Below are 18,703 nucleotides of genomic sequence, written 5' to 3'. Positions count from 1 at the left end.
GAATTGCGGACGAGAACTTCTCACACTGATACCTCCCTTCCAACTCGAACTGTTTTTCCTGTCGTTTCCGAAAAACAGCAAAACATCCCTTAGTCTAATAATTCAACTGAACGTTGCTGGCCACGCTTCGTAGACCAGCAACACTTTCAAATATATTTTGCAGTACTCGACAGCGTTTGATCAGCGGCCCATACGAATCGTATTCCACACCCGCGTGCGAATCCGGTCGATATTCAGCGGCATTGATTCCAGCGCGAACAACTTGCCCATCATGGCTTCGCTTGGGTAGATCTTGGTGTCCGCCTTGATCTCTGGATCGACCAGGCTGTCCGCAGAGCTGTTGCCATTGGCGTAATGCACGGAGTTAGTAATGTCCGCCATCACTTGGGGCTCAAGCAGGTAGTTCATGAACGCGTAGCCGGCCTTTTCATCGGGGGCATCCGCAGGCATGGCCACCATGTCGAACCAGATAGCGGCGCCTTCCTTGGGGATCTGGTAACCGATTTTCACGCCGTTCTTGGCTTCCTTGGCGCGACTCTCGGCTTGCAGCACATCGCCGGAGAAGCCGACGGCCACGCAGATGTCGCCGTTGGCCAGGTCGCCGGTGTATTTCGAGGAATGGAAATACGCCACGTAAGGCCGCACTTTCATCAGCAACGCCTCGGCCTTTTTGTAGTCTTCGGGCTCCTTGCTGTGGGGCGGCAAACCCAGGTAATTGAGGGCGATAGGCAACAGCTCCGGGCCATTGTCGAGGATGGCTACGCCGCACTTGCTGAGTTTTTCCATGTATTCGGGCTTGAAGATCAAGTCCCAGGAGTCCACTGGGGCGTTATCCCCCAGCACGGCCTTGACCTTGTCGATGTTGTAGCCGATGCCGGTGCTGCCCCACAGGTACGGAAAGCCATGGGCATTACCCGGATCATTGTTTTCCAGGGTTTTGAGCAGCACCGGGTTGAGGTTTTTCCAGTTGGGCAACTGGCTCTTGTCGAGCTTTTTGAGGGCGCCGCCCTGGATCTGCCGGGCCATGAAATGGTTGGACGGAAACACCACATCGTAACCCGAGTTGCCGGTCATGAGCTTGCCGTCGAGGGTTTCATTGCTGTCGTACACGTCGTAGCTGAAACCGATCCCGGTCTGCTTCTGGAAGTTCTTCGTGGTGTCTGGCGCAATGTAGCTGGACCAGTTGTAGATTTTCACCGTCTCGGCGGCCTGGCTGATAGAGGCCACCAACATCAAGGGCAACAGGGCAATGGCTTTCATGGTTCGATTTCCTGGCGGTTTTAGGGCTGTTTTTATGGCAGGCGATCAAGGATCAAAGCGTTACAGAATCAGTACGTAGGTCTTGCGCACGGTTTCCTGGATATCCCAGATCCCGGTGCTATTGGCCGGCAACATCAGTGCGTCGCCGGCTTGTATGTGGACGATTTCACCGTTGTCGGGGGTGAAGGTGCAGCGGCCCTGGATAAAGTGACAAAACTCCTGGGATTTGATCTGCCGACGCCAACGACCCGGCGTGCATGCCCAGATGCCGGTTTCGACGCCGTCGCTGCGCTCTACGCTCAAGGTCGAGGCCACCGCAATCGGCTCGCCCAGGGGCACGGCCACGGGTGACGAGTCCGGCAGGTGGGCATTCAGCGTGTCTTTGAAGTGCGTGATGCTCATGGGTTTTTCCCGTGTAAGTGAAACGACTCAGTGCATGAACCCTTCCATGAATCCGGCCAAGCCGGTCGCCAGCTTGCGGCGCCAAGGGGCGGTGTTGGGGTTGGCCAGCACTTGGTCTTCATGGACAAAACTGCGAATGATCGCGTTGTAACCCAGCCAACGGCAGGGTTCCGGTTCCCAGGCCTTGAGCGCATCAAGGCCGCGCTCGCGGATCACCCAAGGTTGATAGGTCAGTGGCGTGTCGCGACGGAGGATCAAATCCGCCAGAGTGCGGCCACCCAGGTTGGTGGCTCCAACGCCCTCCCCGCCATAACCGCCGGACAGCGCGATGCCGGTGGTGTGATCACAGAGCATGTGCGGTCGAAAATGGCGCGACATACCGAGGTTGCCGCCCCACGAATGGGTAATCCGCACGCTCTTGAGCTGTGGGAAGAGTTCGCCGAACAGATAGCGACGTAGCTCCACTTCGCTATCGGTCAAATCGAAGTTGTGGCGAAGTTTGCCGGCGAACTGGTAACCGCCGCGGGCCCCGAACACCAGTCGGTTGTCTGCCGTGCGCTGACCATAAGTGACCTGGCGGCTACTTTCGCCAAATGCCTGGCCGTGACGCAGGCCAATCTCGTCCCAGGTGCTGGCGGGCAGCGGCTCGGTGGCGACGATCAGGCTTTGCACCGGCAACTGGTAGCGGCCCAACGGCGGCAAGGTGTTCGCGTATCCCTCGACGGCGGGCACTACCCAAGCGGCGCGGACACTGGCCTTATCAGTGCACAGGCTGCCGGACTGCCACTGGGTGACCGGACTTTTTTCGTAAATCGTAACGCCCATGCGCTCCACTGCCCGCGCCAGGCCGCGCACTAGCTTGGCCGGGTGGATCGTGGCGACGTGAGGTGCATAGATACCGCCATAGGGTTTGGCAATGCGGATCTGTTCGGCCAACTGCTGTGGGGTCAGCCAGCGATAATCGGCTTCGGTGAGGCCTTGGGCGTAGAGCTTGTCCAGGTAGGCACGCAGGCTGCTCTCCTGCTCGGGGTAACGGGCCGCGCAGTACAGCGCGCCGCCCTTGCGGTAGTCGCAGTCGATGCCTTCGCGGGTCAACACGTGGGCGACTTCATCCGGAATGCTGTGCAGCAGGTCGAATGAGGCCCGGCGTTGTTCAGGTGCCAGGCCGGCCAGCAGGCGATCTTCACCCAGCAGGTTGCCCATCAGCCAGCCGCCGTTGCGGCCCGATGCACCGAAACCGGCGGTTTGAGCCTCGATAATCGCAATCTTCAGCTCGGGCGCCTGGCGTTTGAGGTAGTAGGCGGTCCAAAGCCCGGTGTAGCCAGCGCCGATAATCGCCACATCGACGTCCAAGTCGTGTTCCAGGGTCGGCCGCGCCACCAGCGGGTCGTCCAGTTGGTCCATCCATAAACTGATGTTGCGCCATGCCGGCATGCCAAGCTCCCCAACCACGTTTCGATGGGGCTGATCCTAGGGCCGGCGGTTATTGGTTGTCTTGCGCGCGTGCACGCAGGGAAATTTGTTTGACGTAGGCCTTGGGCGACTGGCCGGTGTGCTGGCGGAAGGCACTGTAGAACGCCGACAGCGAATTGAAACCGGCGGCAAAGGCCAGGTCGTCTACCTTGATCGGCGGGCGCGCGTTATCCAGCGCGGCGAGCAAGTGCTGCAGGCGCGCCTGGTTGACGTAGCGATAGAAGCTTTGACCCAGCACTTGGTTGAGCAGGTAGGAAATCTGATTGCGGCTGTAACCGCACTCCTTGGCGACTCGCTGCAGGTCCAGTTCCGGGTCCAGATAAGGCTGCTTACGTTCGAAATACTGCTGCAGGTCATTGGCCATATGCCCCAATTGCTGGGGCGACAGGCCCAGGCGGCTGACGCTGGGGCGTTGGGCCTGGGACGGTTGTTCGTGCACCAGTGACGCGTATTCATTGACGCGCCAGATCAACCCATCGCGCACGGTGATGGCCTCGCTGGTACGGAATGACACCAGCCCGTGGCCACCACGCAGGGTGATGCGGTACTGGATAAAGGCGGTATCGCCGTCGGCGCGGATGCGGTCGGTGTGTTCAATCGCTTCGTCAGCTTCGCGTGGCATGCTGGCTTGCAGGTAATCGCGCAGCTCGGCGTAACCGACTACGCGGTTCTGGAAAAAGTCGTGGTACTGGATGTCCGGGTGGTAGTAGGACATCACCCCGTCCAGATCGCGATGGCGCCAACACAGGTGATGGCGTAATACCAGGTCGCCCGTGGCTTGGGTATGCAGGCAATCATCGTCGGGAGCGATGTCAGGCATGGTGAGCTCTGCAGCGGGAAAACCGTGGAGATTGCCGAAATTCGGTGGTGCGTTCAATGGCCAGGTGCAACTTCGGACTAATGGCCACTTGCCCATTTCTGAGCAGGACATGACCCACATCAACCGTTAGGAAAACAACCGCCGAACGGGAGGAAAAAAGTCACCTCCGGTTAAGAGCGAATGCTATTTTTAAGCTCTACAACGCCAAGACCAGTGACGGTCATGGCCCCCTGCCGCGAGCTAAAGGAAGCGCTCAATGAACAAGGTGGGCAACATGAATAAAGTGACGTTCCCCAACGCCTGCCAGCTGATGCGCTGGCATTTTCATCCAATGGGCTTCGAGGGCAGCATGGACGCGCCCGGCAGCATGATCGCCCGCCTGTTTGACCGCGTCAGCGGCGAAACCCTGATTGCCATCGCCGGCATCCCTTGTGCCACGGTCATGAATGCCGCTGACGTAGAGCGGATTATCGAGGCGGTGGAGGATGAACTGGCGTCGTTTGTGCCACCGCTGTCACTGCGGGCCTGAGCCATCAGCCATCAGCCGCGCTGATCGTCAAAAAACGCTTTCTTTCCATCTACATGCTCCGAGGCCTTCGGCATATTCACGGCCTGGCCTTCGGGCTTCTCCACATACCAATAGCAATGGCTGACCGCCCGGGTAATGCCGACGTAAGCCAGACGCAGCGCTTCGTCTTTTTGTGCCGTGTCATAGGGTTCGCTGTCGCCAGACTTGCCCAGACCGGCCATGCGATAGACCTGGTTTTTGTAGGGGGAACGGGTGAGGTGTTGGCAATCCCCAAGCAGGAACACGGCGTCCGCCTGTAAGCCTTTGGCACTGTGATAGGTCAGCTGTTTCAGCCTGCGAGCTTGAATCGGCAAATTAGAATCCACATTAACTACAGACTGAATACGCTCTTGAATCAGTAACTTATCGCTACTTTTTCGATACAGCATTAACACCGATTCGCCCTTCTGATAATGCTCCAGCAACTGACGGCCCAGCGCCGCGTCGTCACGCTCCAGCACCTTGACCGGCTGCAACGCCTTGGGCACGCCGCTGGCTTTTGCCTTCTTTCCGGGGATCGCCGGCGCGGTGCGCACGATGTGCTCGGCAGCATCGATAATGTGTTGGTGGCTGCGGTAATTCTCGCCCAGCATCACCCGCGTGGTGCTCGGCGACGGGAATTCCTGATTGAACTCCATGAAATACTTGGGTGAACTGCCCCGCCAGCCATAGATCGATTGCCAGTCATCGCCCACACACAACAGCGAAGAATGCTGGGCACCACGGCCCACGTGCATCGCGGGGCCACGGCTACGGATTTCTCGCAGGCTGGCGCGGATCCACGAGACAATCTGCGGCGACACGTCCTGGAACTCATCGATCATCAGATGCGACAGCGGCCGTAACAGCGGGTCGCTGAGCAGCTTGAGGTTTTCCGGAGTGTTTTCACCGAACAACGAGAACATGCGGTTGTAGGTCATGATCGGCGGTGACTGGTCAAGCAGATGGTCTTCCAAGGCCTTCCAGAAAATGCTCAGCGCCTCGAAGAAGAAGCGGTCCGGATCGTCCTTGGCGAAAGTCATCTGACCCACGGCGGTGGGAACGTCCAACCCAAGGTTTTCAATAAAGCCGGCCGCCATGACAAAACTGTCGAGCAACGGGGCACCAGCCAGTTCACCTTTAACCTTGTAATCAAACCCGGGGCCGGAGGACGCATCCCCAGCCAAGCTGCTTAAAAGACGCTTGGATGATTCATAATTATCCAACCAAATTAGAGGCTTACGACAGAAAGCTTGAAATAAGGTTCGCTTCACTGCCCACTCCGCACGCAGTGACAGCTTGGCGTTGGGCCGACTGAGCTGGGCGTTTTCCCGCGAATCGAAACCCAGCACTACCCACGCGTCCAGCTCAGGGATATAGCCATGGCAATGGAACTGCGCGCCATTGATCTCAATGGTCTGGCGACTAGGCTCAATGCCTTTGATCGGCCAGGCACCTGCGCGAAACCATAGATCTTCGATTGCATCGCACAGTTCTTCATCTCGTTTAGCTGCTAGTTCGGTCACCGCCACGCGCTTTTGCACATCCGGGTGGTCACGTTCCAGCTCCTTGAGCTGCAAGCCATGCCGAGCCAGGGGCGCGATCAACGCTTGAAAGCGCGGGTGCTGGCCGTAAAGTCGGTGGTAGCAGGCATTCATTTGTTGGCGCTGGGCGTCGTTGATGCGCAGGTCGAACGGATTACTGTCGGCATCCTCGAAACCTGAACTCAGGTTCTCAAACGCTTGCAGGCGCTCAAAACCCGGCAGGCTGCGGACCATCGGCAGGATGCGCGAGTGAAAGGTGCGCACCACCGCCTGGGCTTCTTTCATGCCAAGCGGTCGACCCCACAAGCTGAGAATATCCATAAGCTTGTTGATGAAATCCTTGCGCGACTCGCGGGTGAAGGTCACCACGGTCATCGAACTCAATTCAAAGCCCAGGTAATGGGTAAGCAACAATATGCGCAGGACCAGCGAGGTGGACTTACCCGCACCGGCCCCGGCGATCACTGAGGTGGACGGCGTGTCACTGAAGATCATCTTCCATTGCGCCGCACTGGGCTGGGCATGGGCCGGCAGCAAGCGGGCCACGTCGGCCTTGATGCGTTTCTTCACGTCCGCCGTCAAGGGCAATCGCCAATCATCGAACAAACTGTCATCGACACCGGGCGCACGATGCTCTTCGGGACGAAAGTCGCGTATCAACAGGACTTGTCGACCTTCCTCGATACCATCGGCCTTGCCCTCACGATAGCCATACTCCACACCCGCTTCGTGACCGCTGCGAAAACCATCGGCCTGACCGTGCAACCAAGAAAACCGGTGCTGTGCGCGCAAACGGGTCAAGCCATGGCCAAACAGGCGTGCAGCCAGGCGTTTCAACAGAGGCATTTGCGCCAATGGGAGCAGTTCGGGGGGCAGATCAGGCTTTTGTTGCGGCACGCGGACTCCTGCGGTGAGCTGGTTTGTGACAAGTGCGCCATGGTCGCCGGAATCGGCGCTCAGTTCCAGGCAATTGCTTTGCTGTCATGCAGTTAGCCGATGAAGTGAAAGTCAAAACACCGTTAACCAATCGCTTTACCTGATAGGAATCAGGCATTTTTTACGCTTTTTATCGATCATGGCCTACGGGATCATAAGCGCCATCAACAGGAGACGATCATGCTTGAACTTCGACCTTTCAACTCCCTGGGCGGCGCCCACCATGGCTGGCTTGATGCCCATCACCACTTCTCGTTCGCCGAATACCACGACCCCAAGCGCATGCACTGGGGCAACCTTCGCGTGTGGAACGACGACATTATCGCGCCAGGTACGGGCTTTCCACAGCATCCGCACCGTGACATGGAAATCATCACCTATGTGCGCGAAGGCGCCATCAGTCACGCCGACAACCTGGGCAATAAGGGCCGGACTGAAGCCGGCGACGTGCAGGTTATGAGCGCAGGCACTGGGATCGCCCATAGCGAATACAACCTGGAAGCGACGCCGACCAAGATTTTTCAAATCTGGATCATCCCGAACGAGGCCGGTTTGCCGCCCTCCTGGGGCGCAAAGCCATTTCCGAAAGGTGACCGCGAAGGGTTTGTCACCCTGGCCAGTGGCAAAGCCGGTGACAGCGAAAGCCTGCGCATTCGGGCTGATGCACGCTTGGTGGCAGCCAACCTGAAAGCTGGGGAAACGGCAGAGTATCGCTTGGACAGTGGCCGCCGTGCCTATCTGGTGCCAGCCACGGGAGTGATTGAAGTCAATGGCTTGCGTGCGCAAGCGCGGGACGGTGTTGCGATTGAAGATGAGCGGGTGTTGCGGGTCACGGCGATTGAAGACAGCGAGATCGTACTGGTCGATCTGGCCTGAGTTGAGTCTTCGTCCCGATAAATGTGGGAGGTGGAATGTCCCCTCCCACATGGTTTTCGGTGTTACTGGGAAATGGCGCCGTCTACCAGTACCTGAGCCTCTTCTACCAGCTGTTTGAGGTGATCTTCGCCTATAAAGCTCTCTGCGTAGATCTTGTAGATGTCTTCGGTACCCGATGGCCGTGCGGCGAACCAGCCGTTTTCGGTCATTACTTTCAGACCGCCAATGGCTTGATCGTTGCCCGGCGCGTGGCTGAGGATCTGCTGGATGCTTTCCCCAGCCAGTTCGGTGGAGGTCACCTGCTGTGGGGACAGCTTGCCCAGCAAGGCCTTCTGCGCCGGGGTGGCCTTGGCGTCGACGCGAATGGCGAACGGCTCGCCAAGGGCGTCAGTCAAACCACGGTAGATCTGGCTCGGGTCCTGGCCTTTGCGCGAGGTCATTTCCGCAGCCAGTAGCGCTGGGATCAGACCGTCTTTGTCGGTGCTCCACACCGTACCGTCTTTGCGCAGGAACGACGCGCCGGCGCTTTCTTCGCCGCCAAAACCCAGCGACCCTTCAAACAAGCCATCGGCAAACCACTTGAAGCCTACCGGCACTTCATACAGCCGACGGCCAATGCGCGCGGCCACACGATCAATCAGGCCGCTGCTGACCACGGTCTTGCCCACGGCTGCATCCGCGCGCCAGTCGGGACGGTTCTGAAACAGGTAATCGATGGACACGGCCAGGTAGTTGTTCGGCGCCAACAGGCCGCCGGACGGGGTAACAATACCGTGGCGGTCGTGGTCCGGATCGCAGGCGAAAGCGACGTCGAAACGCTCCTTTAGCCCGATCAAACCCTGCATGGCGTAGCTGGAGGACGGATCCATGCGGATCTGGCCGTCCCAGTCGACGCTCATGAAGCGGAAGGTGGAATCGACTTCAGTGTTCACCACGTCCAGGTTCAGGCGGTAGTGCTCGGCAATCGCCGACCAATAGCGCACTCCTGCTCCGCCCAATGGATCCACGCCCAGGCGCAGATCAGCGCTGCGGATAGCGTCCATGTCGATCACATTGACCAAGTCGGCCACGTAGCTGTTGAGGTAGTCGTGACGATGGGTGGTGTCAGCCTTGAGTGCCTGGGCGTGTGTGATGCGTTTGACCCCGGCCAGCTTATTGGCCAGCAACTCGTTGGCTTTGGCTTCGATCCACTTGGTGACGTGGGTATCAGCCGGGCCACCATTGGGCGGGTTGTACTTGTAACCACCACTTTGCGGCGGGTTGTGGGACGGCGTAATGACGATGCCGTCCGCCAGCCCGCTGGTACGGCCACGGTTGTAGCAGATGATGGCGTGGGAAATCGCCGGGGTCGGCGTGTATTCGTCACCCTCCGCCAGCATTACGTGGACTCCGTTGGCCGCCAAGACTTCCAAAGCGCTCGCGCCGGCAGGCGTCGACAGCGCATGGGTGTCGAGCCCGACAAACAGTGGACCGTTGATGCCTTGGGCTTCGCGGTACAGGCAGATGGCCTGGCTGATGGCGAGTACGTGCCATTCGTTAAAGCTCAGCTCGAAGGAGCTACCACGGTGCCCCGAAGTACCGAAGGCCACACGTTGGGTGGAGATCGCTGCATCAGGCTGGCCGGTGTAATAGGCCGTAACCAGTCGCGGGATATCCACCAGCAACTGGGCCGGCGCCGGTTTGCCCGCAAAAGGACTGATTGTCATGCATAAACCTCGGATAGAAGGATCTGGAAAAATGGCAGTTTACTGAGAGTTCGACTACGGCGCGACGGTATCGATCCTACAACCGTAAGAGAAATTTCACCCAGTCTGCGCCTGCCGCAGTGCGTCACTCAACGCTGCCAGTGCAATATCCAGATTAGGCTGCCCGTGAAAGGTGTGACTCAAGCGCAGGTTTTGTTGATGCAGCCCGCTGACACTGAACAACTCGCCGGGCGAGATCACTACCTGCCGGCCCAGCAACCGCTGGAATGCCTGACGCATGTCCACCGCACGGCTGGAGGCCAGCCAAAAGGCGGCACCGGCGGCAGGCATCCGATAGGTCACCTGGTCGCCCAGGTGCTGCTCCAGGCGCTGACTCATTTGCACGGCCTGCTCGCTCAACTGCTGGCGCAGTACGCGCAGGTGCTGGTCCAGTCGCCCGCTTTGGTACAGGCGGGCAATCGCTCGCTGACGGATCGACGATAAGCGGAATGAGCGCAACAAGAATTGGCGCTGTAACTCGTTGCTCATGCGTCGGGACAGCAGATACCCATAAGGAGCTTCAGAACCAAGCACCTTCTCGAACGAAGAAAATACAATCAGCCGCTCAGGGTTCACTAATTCGCGCAATGCCGTGTGCGGCGCTTCGAAACCCAGCTCACCGAAGGTGTCGTTTTCCAGCAACCAGCAACCGTGTTGTTCCAGCAGTTGTGCAACGTAAAGACGCTCGTCAATGGACATAGCCACCCCTGACGGCAGGCTGACCGAAGACGAGAGCAACACCAACTGCACCGACTCATCGCGTAGCAGTCTGGCCAACGTGTTCCGGTCAATACCGCCCTCCTTCGTCCAGGGCAACTCGATGATGCGCACCCCAGCGCCCTGCAACAACCGCAGGATCACCCAATCACAGGGTGACTCCACGATGACGGTAGTGCCCCGCAGGCCCAGCACTTCGATCAGAATATCCAGCACACCACGAAGGTCGGCACCGATATACACATCGTCGGCATGCCAGCAGCGCGTAGCTGAAGAGGTATAACGTGCCGCCAGCGCCGCACGTAACTCCCACACACCACATGGCTGGGACCATGGCTGCAACTGCGGCGGATACTGACGCACCAACTCCCGCTCCAGTCGCAGCAGCGTTTCATCCAGCGCTCCCAGCAAGGCCGGCTCGTCACCGCTGAAGACCGCCATGCCAGGGCGCCGAGCGGCAGCGTACAAGCGGTCGAGCAAATCCCCTCCCGCCCACGGCATCGGGTTTGCGGACATTGGCCAGGCGTAATAACCGGACTTGGCCACCGAATAGACCCTGCCCTCCTTCTCCAGCAGCGCATAGGCATACTGAATCGTCGAAATCGATACATTCAGGCGCCCGGCCAACTGCCGCAGGGACGGCAGTTTTACCCGGGTGTCGGTGCTGACTTCGTTGATCAGACTGATCATGTAGCGATAGACCGCCTGATACGCGAAATCCGCCTGACGCTCGCCACGCAGCGTCATCGACCGAACAATGGCACGGCCTGAGCCGCACTTTGGACCGCACCGTCTTGGCGTACGTCTTTCGCACTGACCACCTGCCGTTTGCGGTACAGATGCTGCAACAAGGGCAAGGGCAAGCCGCTGGTGTCCATTACCCACTGCTGCAGCATCTCAGCGCAGGGCTTGCCTTGCAGGACTTTGTGCAATTCGGGCAGTGCCACCAGCATGCCCGGATGGCATTGGCGCAAGTAACCCTCCAAGCGCTGGCCGTGATCAAGAAAGGGGGAGAACAGCATGCAGATCAGCTGAGTTTCATCCAGGCCAAAAAATTGCTGGGCGTAGGTGCTCGACAGCATCCGCCCTTCAGGGGTCCCAGCCTGAGCCAGCACGTCTTCGGGCATACGCAGGCGACGCATGTAGGCATCGGCCTGCTGGATAAAACCGTCGACACCGTCTTCATAATCCAGTTCATGCAGAAACTCGGCCTGCAGCCCGCGCAGATGAGCCATCAGCAACGGATTGGAATAGGCCGGATGGCTGAAGTGAAAGCCCAGCGGGTCTGGAACGTAAGCCATGAACTCAGTCAACAAGGGGGCCGACGCCATGTCGACATCTTCCAGCAGATCGGCGATGCCGATGTAGGCCAAGTGACGGTGCCCGGCTTTGCTGGGATTATCGTTGGCGGTGTATTCCTCACCGAATACATCACGGTAGTAACCGGTGCTGCACTCGTCCATGCGCGCAAACAGCGCGTTGAGCGACAGCGAACTGCTCTTGGGAACAGCGATACCCGCACTTTGAGCAGTTTGCTTGAACCAGGCTAAAAACTGACTCTGCTTACGCGGTGAATCACCGCTGACCAGCGCATGGACGCCTCCGTTGTAAGTGGTGACGCGCTGGTAAAAATCACCGACCGCCAAGTAGGTGTCGTTGCACAACGTAGCGCGACAGTCCCCGGCACTCACGTGGCCCACCATCAACATATTGCGCTGGCTGACCTCCCGCCCGATCGCTGACGCGGGGCGCAGATGGTTGAAGGGCTGCACTTCCCGATTTTCCACCATCAATAACTCCACGCGCGGGTCGTCGTGGAGAAACAGCCGGCCGTAGCCGCGATTGAGGGTATCGAGTTGGCCCTCGGTCATGCCTGCGTGCCGTAACGTCGCGACCCTGAGATGAAAGGTACGGGGTGCCCGACCGGCAATGGTCAATTGGGCGGCGCGCAGCAATGCCAGGGAATAACTGCTGACTTCACCGCCACCATGGGCCACCAGCACTTTGAAATCCCCAACCTGCTCCATGCCCCCTGCTGCAACAACGATTCGCTGCACCAATAACTGCAGGGCGGTACGGCCTGCGCGAGTGAAGTGCCCAATCAAACGTTGCAGAACTTGCTGGTAGACATGATTCATAGCCTGTTCGTGAATAGTGCTCATAGTTCTACTACCTGAGTTGAAATATCAGTTTCAAGCAACTGCTGACAGTGTTTGCTCGACCTATTTTGCGTGTAGGAAAATCGCGCACCGCATTGTGCGCCGATGATTAAACACTAGCACCGCGCAACAAAACGACAGGGATCGCCAGGGGTTTATCCCTCACCCTTAAAACCCATAACCAAATGAATCTAAAGGGGAATCCAGAAAAAAAAACTAGACTTAGGACTCTTCCGACAAGTTCCTACACATTTTTAATCAGCCTTTTAAAGAGGCGTCCGACAAATAGACTCAAACAACTTTCCCTTTTGCAGGGCAGGTACGACTTATGAAGGCTCCTTCCGTCACGAGCCCGTGTGCGCGCCACACTCATAGTTCGAATAAGTATCTGCAGAGTTTTCATAGATTCAATCATTGCTCAATCCTTGAGATGAAAGTGAAGACGCAATTATCAAGGCTGGAATAATGATTAATAGATACAGAAGCCCGCCTAAAACCAGTTCAGATGAGCGCGCGATGTCGCGTACGGGACGCACAAACAACAACGCCGCACTGGGATTCAGCGCGGCGTCAGGGAGGAAGAGCAGGATTTGGGGGCTAAAGTGCCGAATCGGCACCTTCTGGGGCGAGCGGGTTAAGCCCTGTCAAATGGCGTATTTGCCCCATTCACTCAGGCACCGGAACACTCATTTACGAATACTCCTACAGCTCAAACAGCCGCAACCTGCAAAGCAACTCGCTCGCGGCACGGGCATTCGTCCATATAACGGTGCGCTTCCACGAACTGGTTGAACGGAAACACCGTGGTTTTCAGTGGAAGCAGCACGCGGTCGGCGGTGAGTTGGTTGATATCACGCAACGCACGCTGCAATGCCACCTGGTCCTGAATGATGCCCAGCTCCGGTTTACCGGTGAAATTACCGATGCAGTGCACGAAGAACTGAATGTTCTTCTGGAACGCCGCACACGCGGGGAATGGCGTCTGGTTGCCGCCCTGCAAGCCATACAGCACCAAGCTGCCACGGGGCGCCAGCACATCGCCGAGCAATGACATCTGCGGGCCACCCAAGCCATCGAACACCACGTCAACGCCACGGTTGTCGGTGAACTTGTTGATTTGCATCAGCAGGTCCTGCTCTTCGGTGACGATCACCTTCTCGGCCCCGAGGGACAGCAGGTACTCACGCTCAGCGCTGTCCTTGGTTGCGGCAATCACCCGCACACCCAGGGCCTTACCCAGCTGGACAAAGGAAGGGCCTGCGCAATGGCTCGCATCGGTGACCAGGGCAAATTGCCCCGGTTTGACCCGAGCCAGATCCATATAAGCAAAGTAAGCAATCAACAGCGGCGTGTAATGCACGCTCGCTTCAATAGGGCTCAGCACGTCCGGGTAGCGAGTCAGGGCTGAACGGGGCATGACGATTTGTTCGCCATACACCGGGTAATCATTGGGGCTCTCGGCCGGAAAACTGGCCACCTTATCGCCCACAACCAAGTCGTCCACGCCCTCGCCAAGGGCGACCACCACCCCAGCCATCTCGTGGCCAAGGCCAGATGGAAGACGGGCGTGGGAAGACGCCAGGTTCTGGCGCCACAAAATGTCATACCAACTGATGCCAATCGCCTCGACACGCACCTGCACTTCGCCCGGTGCAGGCTGCGCGGCTGCATGCTCTTCGCATTTGAGCACCTCGGCCGGACCAAACTTGTGAAAACGGATCGTGCGGGACATCGCAAACCTCGTCAAAGTAACCTCTAATGCCATGAACTTTATCTGGGCTTTGCGGGTAAGACCACAGGTCGCCATTAATAGTCGACATGCCTGTCATCGATTCCACGCCTGAGGAATAGACCCCAACTATCGTAGGAAAACTCAATTATCCTGTGCAGAGTACCAGCCTTTCCCCGTAAGATTAATGCTGGTCATCGTTTCCATGTGGCCGCTCACGTCAAGCTAGCTGACTCTTCCAGGACACAAGATGAACCGTAACGACCTGCGTCGTGTCGACCTTAACCTCTTGATCGTATTCGAAACCTTGATGCATGAGCGCAGTGTGACCCGTGCCGCCGAGAAACTCTTTCTCGGCCAGCCAGCCATCAGCGCGGCGTTGTCGCGGCTGCGTGGTCTGTTTGACGACCCGCTGTTTGTACGCACCGGGCGCAGCATGGAGCCATCGGCCCGAGCGGTGGAAATCTTCGCCCTGCTCTCGCCGGCCCTCGACTCAATCTCAACCGCCGTCAGCCGCGCCGCCGAGTTCGACCCGGCAACCAGCACCGCCGTGTTCCGCATCGGCCTGTCCGACGATGTCGAATTCGCCCTACTGCCTCAACTGCTCAAACGCCTGCGAGCTGAAGCCCCAGGCATCGTGCTGGTGGTGCGTCGCGTCAACTACATCCTGATGCCGGGCCTGCTGGCCTCTGGCGAAATCTCCATCGGCGTCAGCTACACCGCCGACCTCCCCGCCAACGCCAAGCGCAAAGTGTTGCGCCGCAGCCTGCCCAAACTGCTGCGCGCCGACAGCGTGCCCGGCTCCCTGAGCCTGGACGACTTCTGCGCCCGCCCCCATGCCTTGGTATCGTTTGCCGGTGACTTGAGCGGGTTTATCGATGAAGAGCTGGAAAAGCTCGACCGCAAGCGCCATGTGGTGCTTGCCGTGCCGCAGTTCAACGGTCTGGGCACCCTGCTGGCGGGCACCGATATCCTCGCGACCGTACCGGATTATGCGGCTGAAGCGCTGACATCCGCCGGCGGCTTGCGCGCCGAAGACCCACCGTTACCGGTGCGCTCGTTTGAACTGCACATGGCCTGGCGTGGGTCGCAGGACAATGATCCGGGGGAGCGGTGGTTGCGGTCGCGGATTCAGATGTTTTTTGGCGACCCTGACAGTCTTTAGGGTTCGCCTGACAGGCTGTCCGGCCGATCAACCCCACCTCCATGCTCACGTCCTTTCAGTGCATGTGGCCAAAGTACGACACCACACGCCACCGAGTTCGCGCTGCGCACTGGACCATTGCCCATGAGCATTTGGCAGTCACAGCGCCACGGCGTCGGGCATGGCGATACGGGTGCGCCGCTCATTCAGGGCAAATACCGTCATCGCCAGCGCCGCAATCGCGCCGGGGATGGCGAAGGCCATGAAATTCAGTTGCAGAGGCAGTTCGATCGCCATCAGCGCGCCGCCTAACAGCGGGCCGACAATCGCGCCATTGCGACCGATGCCGGACGCCCAGCCCAGGCCTGTGGCGCGAATCGACAAGCCGTAGAGCTGCGCAGCCCCCGCGTAGAGCAGGATCTGCGTACCAATGGTGGTGGCACCCGCGACGAAGATCAGCAGGTACAGGACCGGCATCGGGCTGTTGATGCCCAGCAGGCTGATCGAGACCATGGCGGCGGCGAAGAAGCAGATCACAACTTTCACCAGGTTCAGGCGGTCGCCCAAACGGCCGCCGAGCAGCGCCCCGGCCATGCCGCCCAGGTTCAGCGCGATCAGGAACGACAGGCTCGACCCCAGGCTGTAACCGGCGCCGGCCATCAGCTTGGGCAGCCACGAACTCAATGCATAGACCATCAGCAGGCAACAGAAAAACGCGACCCAGATCATCGCCGTACGCACCGCCAGGCCATGGCGGAACAGCTCCACCACCGTGGCGCCTTTACCTTTGCTGTCGGCGATCACCAGCGCATCTTCGACCTCGATCCTGGTGCCTGGCGACAACCGATTAAGCAGCGCGCGAGCCTTGTCTTGTTGGCCCTGGCGGATCAGGAAGCCGATGGATTCAGGCAGCCAGTAAACAATCAGTGGCAACAGCAGCAGCGGAATCACCGCCACAAAAAACATCGACTGCCAACCATAGGCCGGCAGCATGAAAATCCCAACGCTGGCGGCGAGCATGCCGCCCAGGGAATAGCCGCTGAACATGAAGGCCATCAGGGTGCTGCGGAATTTCTTCGGCGCGTATTCGTTGATCAGCGCCGCCGCGTTGGGCATCAACCCGCCGCAGCCGAGCCCGGCGATAAAACGGCAGATACCGAACTCGATTGGACTGCTGGCAAAGCCATTGGTCACGGTGGCCAGACTGAACAGGGTGAAACAGAACACGATGCCTTTCTTGCGCCCGAAACGGTCCGCCAGGGTGCCGAAAATCAGCGCACCGAACATCATGCCGAACAGCGCATAGCTGCCCAGGGCGCCAGCCTGCAACGGCGTCAGCCCCCACTCGCGCATGATTGACGGCAGGACCACGCCGTAAATAAACAAGTCATAGCCGTCAAAGATCAACAGCAAGGCACACAGGCTCACGATCAACCAGTGGAAGCGGTTGAATGGGGCATTATCGATAATCGAATGGACATCATGGCTACGCATGGCAGTGCTCTCTTTATTGTTGTTGTGAGTCAGTGTCAGCAGATGGAAAAAGCCTTAGCCGAGGTCGCCGCCGCCCACCGGCAAGGTCACGCCGGTGATGTAGGAAGCCTCGTCGCAGGCCAGGAACAGAATCGCGCCAGCTTGTTCGTCGATGCTGCCGTAGCGTTTCATCGGGCTGCTGTCGAGCGTCTGGTCGACGATCTGCTGGTACCACACGCGCTCCTGCTCGCTCTGCGGCTGGCTGTTGCGCGGGATGCGCCGTGGCGGTGCCTCGGTCCCGCCGGGCGCGGTGGCGTTGACTCGAATCCCGCTGCCGGCAGTCTCCAGGGCCAGGCAGGCCGTCAAGGCATTCACGCCGCCCTTGGCCGCGCCGTACGGCACGCGATTGACCCCACGCGTAGCCACGGAAGACACGTTGACGATGGCGCCTTCGCCCTGCTCCAGCATGTAGGGCAGCACGCAATGGCAGCACCACAACGTAGGGAACAGCGAGCGGCGCACTTCGGCCTCGATTTCGGCCTCGGCGTAATGCTCGAAAGGCTTGGCCCAGATGGTCCCGCCGACGTTATTGACCAGCACGTCGATGCGCCCGAAACGGGCCGTGGCGGCGGCCATCACCCGCGCGCACTCGCTGTATTGTTCCAGGTCGGCGGTCAGCAGCAGCGCTCGCTCATGCTGCAATTCATGCACAAGCTCGGAGCGATCCACCGCGACCAGCCAGGCGCCCTCCTCCAGCAAGCGCTCGGCGACACGCCGACCGATCCCTTGGGCAGCGCCGGTGACCAGCGCGACCTTGTTGTTAAACCGTTGAGTCATGGGGCAGTCCTCAGGCGGCATCGCACGTGGCGACGGCGTTAGGGGTGAATTTCTCGTAATGGAAGCTGGCCGGGGTCACGCCCTGCTGCTTGAAGTGCTCGCGCACCGCATCGACCATCGGCGGCGGGCCGCACAGGTACACGTCGACATCGCCGCCATTGAGGGCTTCGTCAGCCATGTGCTGAGTCACATAGCCCTGGCGCGGGTGAGTGGTGTGCGGATCAGCCACGCAGGTCACCAAGTTGAAGTCAGGCAAACGCGCGGTAAAAGCCTGCAACGCTTCGACCATCACCAGGTCCTGATCCCGCGTTACGCCGTAGATCAACCGGATCGGGCGGGTTTCCTGGCGCTGCGCGAGCACTTCAAGCATCGACAGGAACGGCGCCAGGCCGGTACCACCGGCCAGTAACAGCAGCGGCCGCACCACCTCACGCAGGTAGAAACTCCCCAGCGGGCCGGTGATCGCGACGCTGTCGCCCGGCTGGGCGCGCTCGAGCCAGCTGCTCATCAACCCGCCGGGCACGTGCTTGATCAGGAAGCTGGCGCGCGTGTCGCCCGGGCGACTGCTGAAGGAGTAAGCGCGTGTCTGCCCACTGTCGGGCACGCTGATATTCACGTACTGGCCGGGCAGGAATACCGGCGCCTGGTCCAGCTCGAAACTCGCCTCCAGCGCGGCATCGGCATGTCGGGTGATGCCGGCCAGCGTCGCGGTAAAGTGCGTAGTGCCGGTCTTGCAGGCGCTGGACGGCACCGGCACAGCGATCACGCAGTCGGACTGCGGCACCATCTGGCAGGTCAGTACCTGGCGCGCCTGCGCTTCGTCGGCGCTCAGGGCGTCGTCGATATAGTCGTCGCCCAAGTCGTAGGCGCCGGTTTCACAGCGGCATTTGCAGGTCCCGCATACACCGTCCGAGCAGTCCATGGGCAGGTTGATGCGTTGGCGGAAGGCGGCATCGAGCACCTTTTCCCCCACTTTGCAGTCGATGAAGCGGGTCACCCCATCCTCGAAGTTCAGGGCGATGGCATACGTCATGGCGGTGT

At 59.3% G+C, this 18,703-nt stretch carries 15 protein-coding genes; 3 read left to right on the top strand and 12 right to left on the bottom strand.

Annotation, left to right across the window (positions count from 1 at the left end; all coding sequences use genetic code 11):
- Positions 1-180: 180 nt before the first annotated feature.
- Genes LRO94_RS14415 through LRO94_RS14400 form a run of 4 tightly spaced genes read right to left on the bottom strand, consistent with a single transcriptional unit; the run spans position 181 to position 3,955 of the window.
- Positions 181-1,260 carry a polyamine ABC transporter substrate-binding protein gene (locus LRO94_RS14415; protein ID WP_179178996.1) on the bottom strand — a complete coding sequence of 360 codons (1,080 nt, stop codon included), beginning with the start codon at positions 1,258-1,260 and terminating at the stop codon, positions 181-183.
- Positions 1,261-1,320: 60 nt separating this feature from the next.
- Entirely contained in the window at positions 1,321-1,662 is a 342-nt protein-coding gene (locus LRO94_RS14410; protein WP_032891477.1) for a cupin domain-containing protein, read from the bottom strand.
- A gap of 27 nt (positions 1,663-1,689) precedes the next feature.
- On the bottom strand, positions 1,690-3,096 hold the full coding sequence (locus LRO94_RS14405) for an NAD(P)/FAD-dependent oxidoreductase (protein ID WP_179178997.1): 1,407 nt from the start codon (positions 3,094-3,096) through the stop codon (positions 1,690-1,692).
- 49 nt (positions 3,097-3,145) lie between these two features.
- Positions 3,146-3,955, bottom strand: coding sequence for a helix-turn-helix transcriptional regulator (locus tag LRO94_RS14400; RefSeq protein ID WP_179178998.1), 810 nt, complete (start codon positions 3,953-3,955; stop codon positions 3,146-3,148).
- 256 nt (positions 3,956-4,211) lie between these two features.
- Between LRO94_RS14400 and LRO94_RS14395 the strand changes: the two genes are divergently transcribed.
- Positions 4,212-4,484, top strand: a complete 273-nt coding sequence (locus LRO94_RS14395) for a DUF1652 domain-containing protein (RefSeq protein WP_032891472.1) — start codon at positions 4,212-4,214, stop codon at positions 4,482-4,484.
- An 11-nt stretch (positions 4,485-4,495) separates the two neighbouring features.
- On the opposite strand, the gene LRO94_RS14390 is transcribed toward LRO94_RS14395, so the two are convergent.
- Entirely contained in the window at positions 4,496-6,943 is a 2,448-nt protein-coding gene (locus LRO94_RS14390) for a UvrD-helicase domain-containing protein (protein ID WP_233896793.1), read from the bottom strand.
- A 219-nt stretch (positions 6,944-7,162) separates the two neighbouring features.
- On the opposite strand from LRO94_RS14390, the gene LRO94_RS14385 reads away from it, so the two are divergent.
- Complete coding sequence (locus LRO94_RS14385; RefSeq protein WP_095184810.1) at positions 7,163-7,858, top strand: pirin family protein; 696 nt, start codon at positions 7,163-7,165, stop codon at positions 7,856-7,858.
- 62 nt (positions 7,859-7,920) lie between these two features.
- On the opposite strand, the gene pgm is transcribed toward LRO94_RS14385, so the two are convergent.
- The 4 genes from pgm to LRO94_RS14365 form a co-directional block, all read right to left on the bottom strand.
- Complete coding sequence (gene pgm / locus LRO94_RS14380) at positions 7,921-9,564, bottom strand: phosphoglucomutase (alpha-D-glucose-1,6-bisphosphate-dependent) (protein ID WP_032891469.1); 1,644 nt, start codon at positions 9,562-9,564, stop codon at positions 7,921-7,923.
- Between the two features lie 96 nt (positions 9,565-9,660).
- Positions 9,661-11,067, bottom strand: coding sequence for an aminotransferase-like domain-containing protein (locus LRO94_RS14375; RefSeq protein WP_032891468.1), 1,407 nt, complete (start codon positions 11,065-11,067; stop codon positions 9,661-9,663).
- On the bottom strand, positions 11,064-12,482 hold the full coding sequence (locus LRO94_RS14370) for a hypothetical protein (protein ID WP_032891467.1): 1,419 nt from the start codon (positions 12,480-12,482) through the stop codon (positions 11,064-11,066). Before LRO94_RS14370 ends, LRO94_RS14375 begins: the two co-directional genes overlap by 4 nt.
- A 706-nt stretch (positions 12,483-13,188) precedes the next feature.
- Complete coding sequence (locus LRO94_RS14365; RefSeq protein ID WP_032891466.1) at positions 13,189-14,211, bottom strand: zinc-dependent alcohol dehydrogenase family protein; 1,023 nt, start codon at positions 14,209-14,211, stop codon at positions 13,189-13,191.
- A 247-nt stretch (positions 14,212-14,458) separates the two neighbouring features.
- Between LRO94_RS14365 and LRO94_RS14360 the strand changes: the two genes are divergently transcribed.
- A complete protein-coding gene (locus LRO94_RS14360) occupies positions 14,459-15,373 on the top strand; it encodes a LysR substrate-binding domain-containing protein (RefSeq protein ID WP_028616088.1) in 915 nt (304 codons plus the stop codon).
- A gap of 138 nt (positions 15,374-15,511) precedes the next feature.
- Here the strand turns inward: LRO94_RS14360 and LRO94_RS14355 are convergent, their stop codons facing one another.
- Genes LRO94_RS14355 through benC form a run of 3 tightly spaced genes read right to left on the bottom strand, consistent with a single transcriptional unit; the run spans position 15,512 to position 18,695 of the window.
- The gene (locus LRO94_RS14355; protein ID WP_122753280.1) at positions 15,512-16,846 is read right to left on the bottom strand and encodes an MFS transporter; all 1,335 of its coding nucleotides are present in this window, start codon (positions 16,844-16,846) and stop codon (positions 15,512-15,514) included.
- A 54-nt stretch (positions 16,847-16,900) separates the two neighbouring features.
- Entirely contained in the window at positions 16,901-17,662 is a 762-nt protein-coding gene (locus LRO94_RS14350) for a 1,6-dihydroxycyclohexa-2,4-diene-1-carboxylate dehydrogenase (RefSeq protein ID WP_095184814.1), read from the bottom strand.
- A gap of 10 nt (positions 17,663-17,672) precedes the next feature.
- A complete protein-coding gene (gene benC, locus LRO94_RS14345) occupies positions 17,673-18,695 on the bottom strand; it encodes a benzoate 1,2-dioxygenase electron transfer component BenC (protein WP_032891463.1) in 1,023 nt (340 codons plus the stop codon).
- Positions 18,696-18,703: the final 8 nt, after the last annotated feature.

It is taken from the genome of Pseudomonas sivasensis (genome assembly GCF_021391435.1).
GTDB lineage: Bacteria > Pseudomonadota > Gammaproteobacteria > Pseudomonadales > Pseudomonadaceae > Aquipseudomonas > Aquipseudomonas sivasensis.
The sequence above is the reverse complement of the archived record's forward strand: the minus strand, read 5'-3'. Positions and strand labels throughout refer to the sequence as shown.

Excerpts from the sequence above, each read along its gene's own strand:
- LRO94_RS14355 (WP_122753280.1), bottom strand. The coding sequence starts at position 16,846 with ATGCGTAGCCATGATGTCCATTCGATTATCGATAATGCCCCATTCAAC.
- LRO94_RS14375 (WP_032891468.1), bottom strand. The coding sequence starts at position 11,067 with ATGACGCTGCGTGGCGAGCGTCAGGCGGATTTCGCGTATCAGGCGGTC.
- LRO94_RS14370 (WP_032891467.1), bottom strand. The coding sequence starts at position 12,482 with ATGAGCACTATTCACGAACAGGCTATGAATCATGTCTACCAGCAAGTT.
- LRO94_RS14400 (WP_179178998.1), bottom strand. The coding sequence starts at position 3,955 with ATGCCTGACATCGCTCCCGACGATGATTGCCTGCATACCCAAGCCACG.
- LRO94_RS14350 (WP_095184814.1), bottom strand. The coding sequence starts at position 17,662 with ATGACTCAACGGTTTAACAACAAGGTCGCGCTGGTCACCGGCGCTGCC.
- benC (WP_032891463.1), bottom strand. The coding sequence starts at position 18,695 with ATGACGTATGCCATCGCCCTGAACTTCGAGGATGGGGTGACCCGCTTC.
- LRO94_RS14415 (WP_179178996.1), bottom strand. The coding sequence starts at position 1,260 with ATGAAAGCCATTGCCCTGTTGCCCTTGATGTTGGTGGCCTCTATCAGC.
- LRO94_RS14360 (WP_028616088.1), top strand. The coding sequence starts at position 14,459 with ATGAACCGTAACGACCTGCGTCGTGTCGACCTTAACCTCTTGATCGTA.
- LRO94_RS14410 (WP_032891477.1), bottom strand. The coding sequence starts at position 1,662 with ATGAGCATCACGCACTTCAAAGACACGCTGAATGCCCACCTGCCGGAC.
- LRO94_RS14385 (WP_095184810.1), top strand. The coding sequence starts at position 7,163 with ATGCTTGAACTTCGACCTTTCAACTCCCTGGGCGGCGCCCACCATGGC.
- LRO94_RS14405 (WP_179178997.1), bottom strand. The coding sequence starts at position 3,096 with ATGCCGGCATGGCGCAACATCAGTTTATGGATGGACCAACTGGACGAC.
- pgm (WP_032891469.1), bottom strand. The coding sequence starts at position 9,564 with ATGACAATCAGTCCTTTTGCGGGCAAACCGGCGCCGGCCCAGTTGCTG.
- LRO94_RS14395 (WP_032891472.1), top strand. The coding sequence starts at position 4,212 with ATGAACAAGGTGGGCAACATGAATAAAGTGACGTTCCCCAACGCCTGC.
- LRO94_RS14365 (WP_032891466.1), bottom strand. The coding sequence starts at position 14,211 with ATGTCCCGCACGATCCGTTTTCACAAGTTTGGTCCGGCCGAGGTGCTC.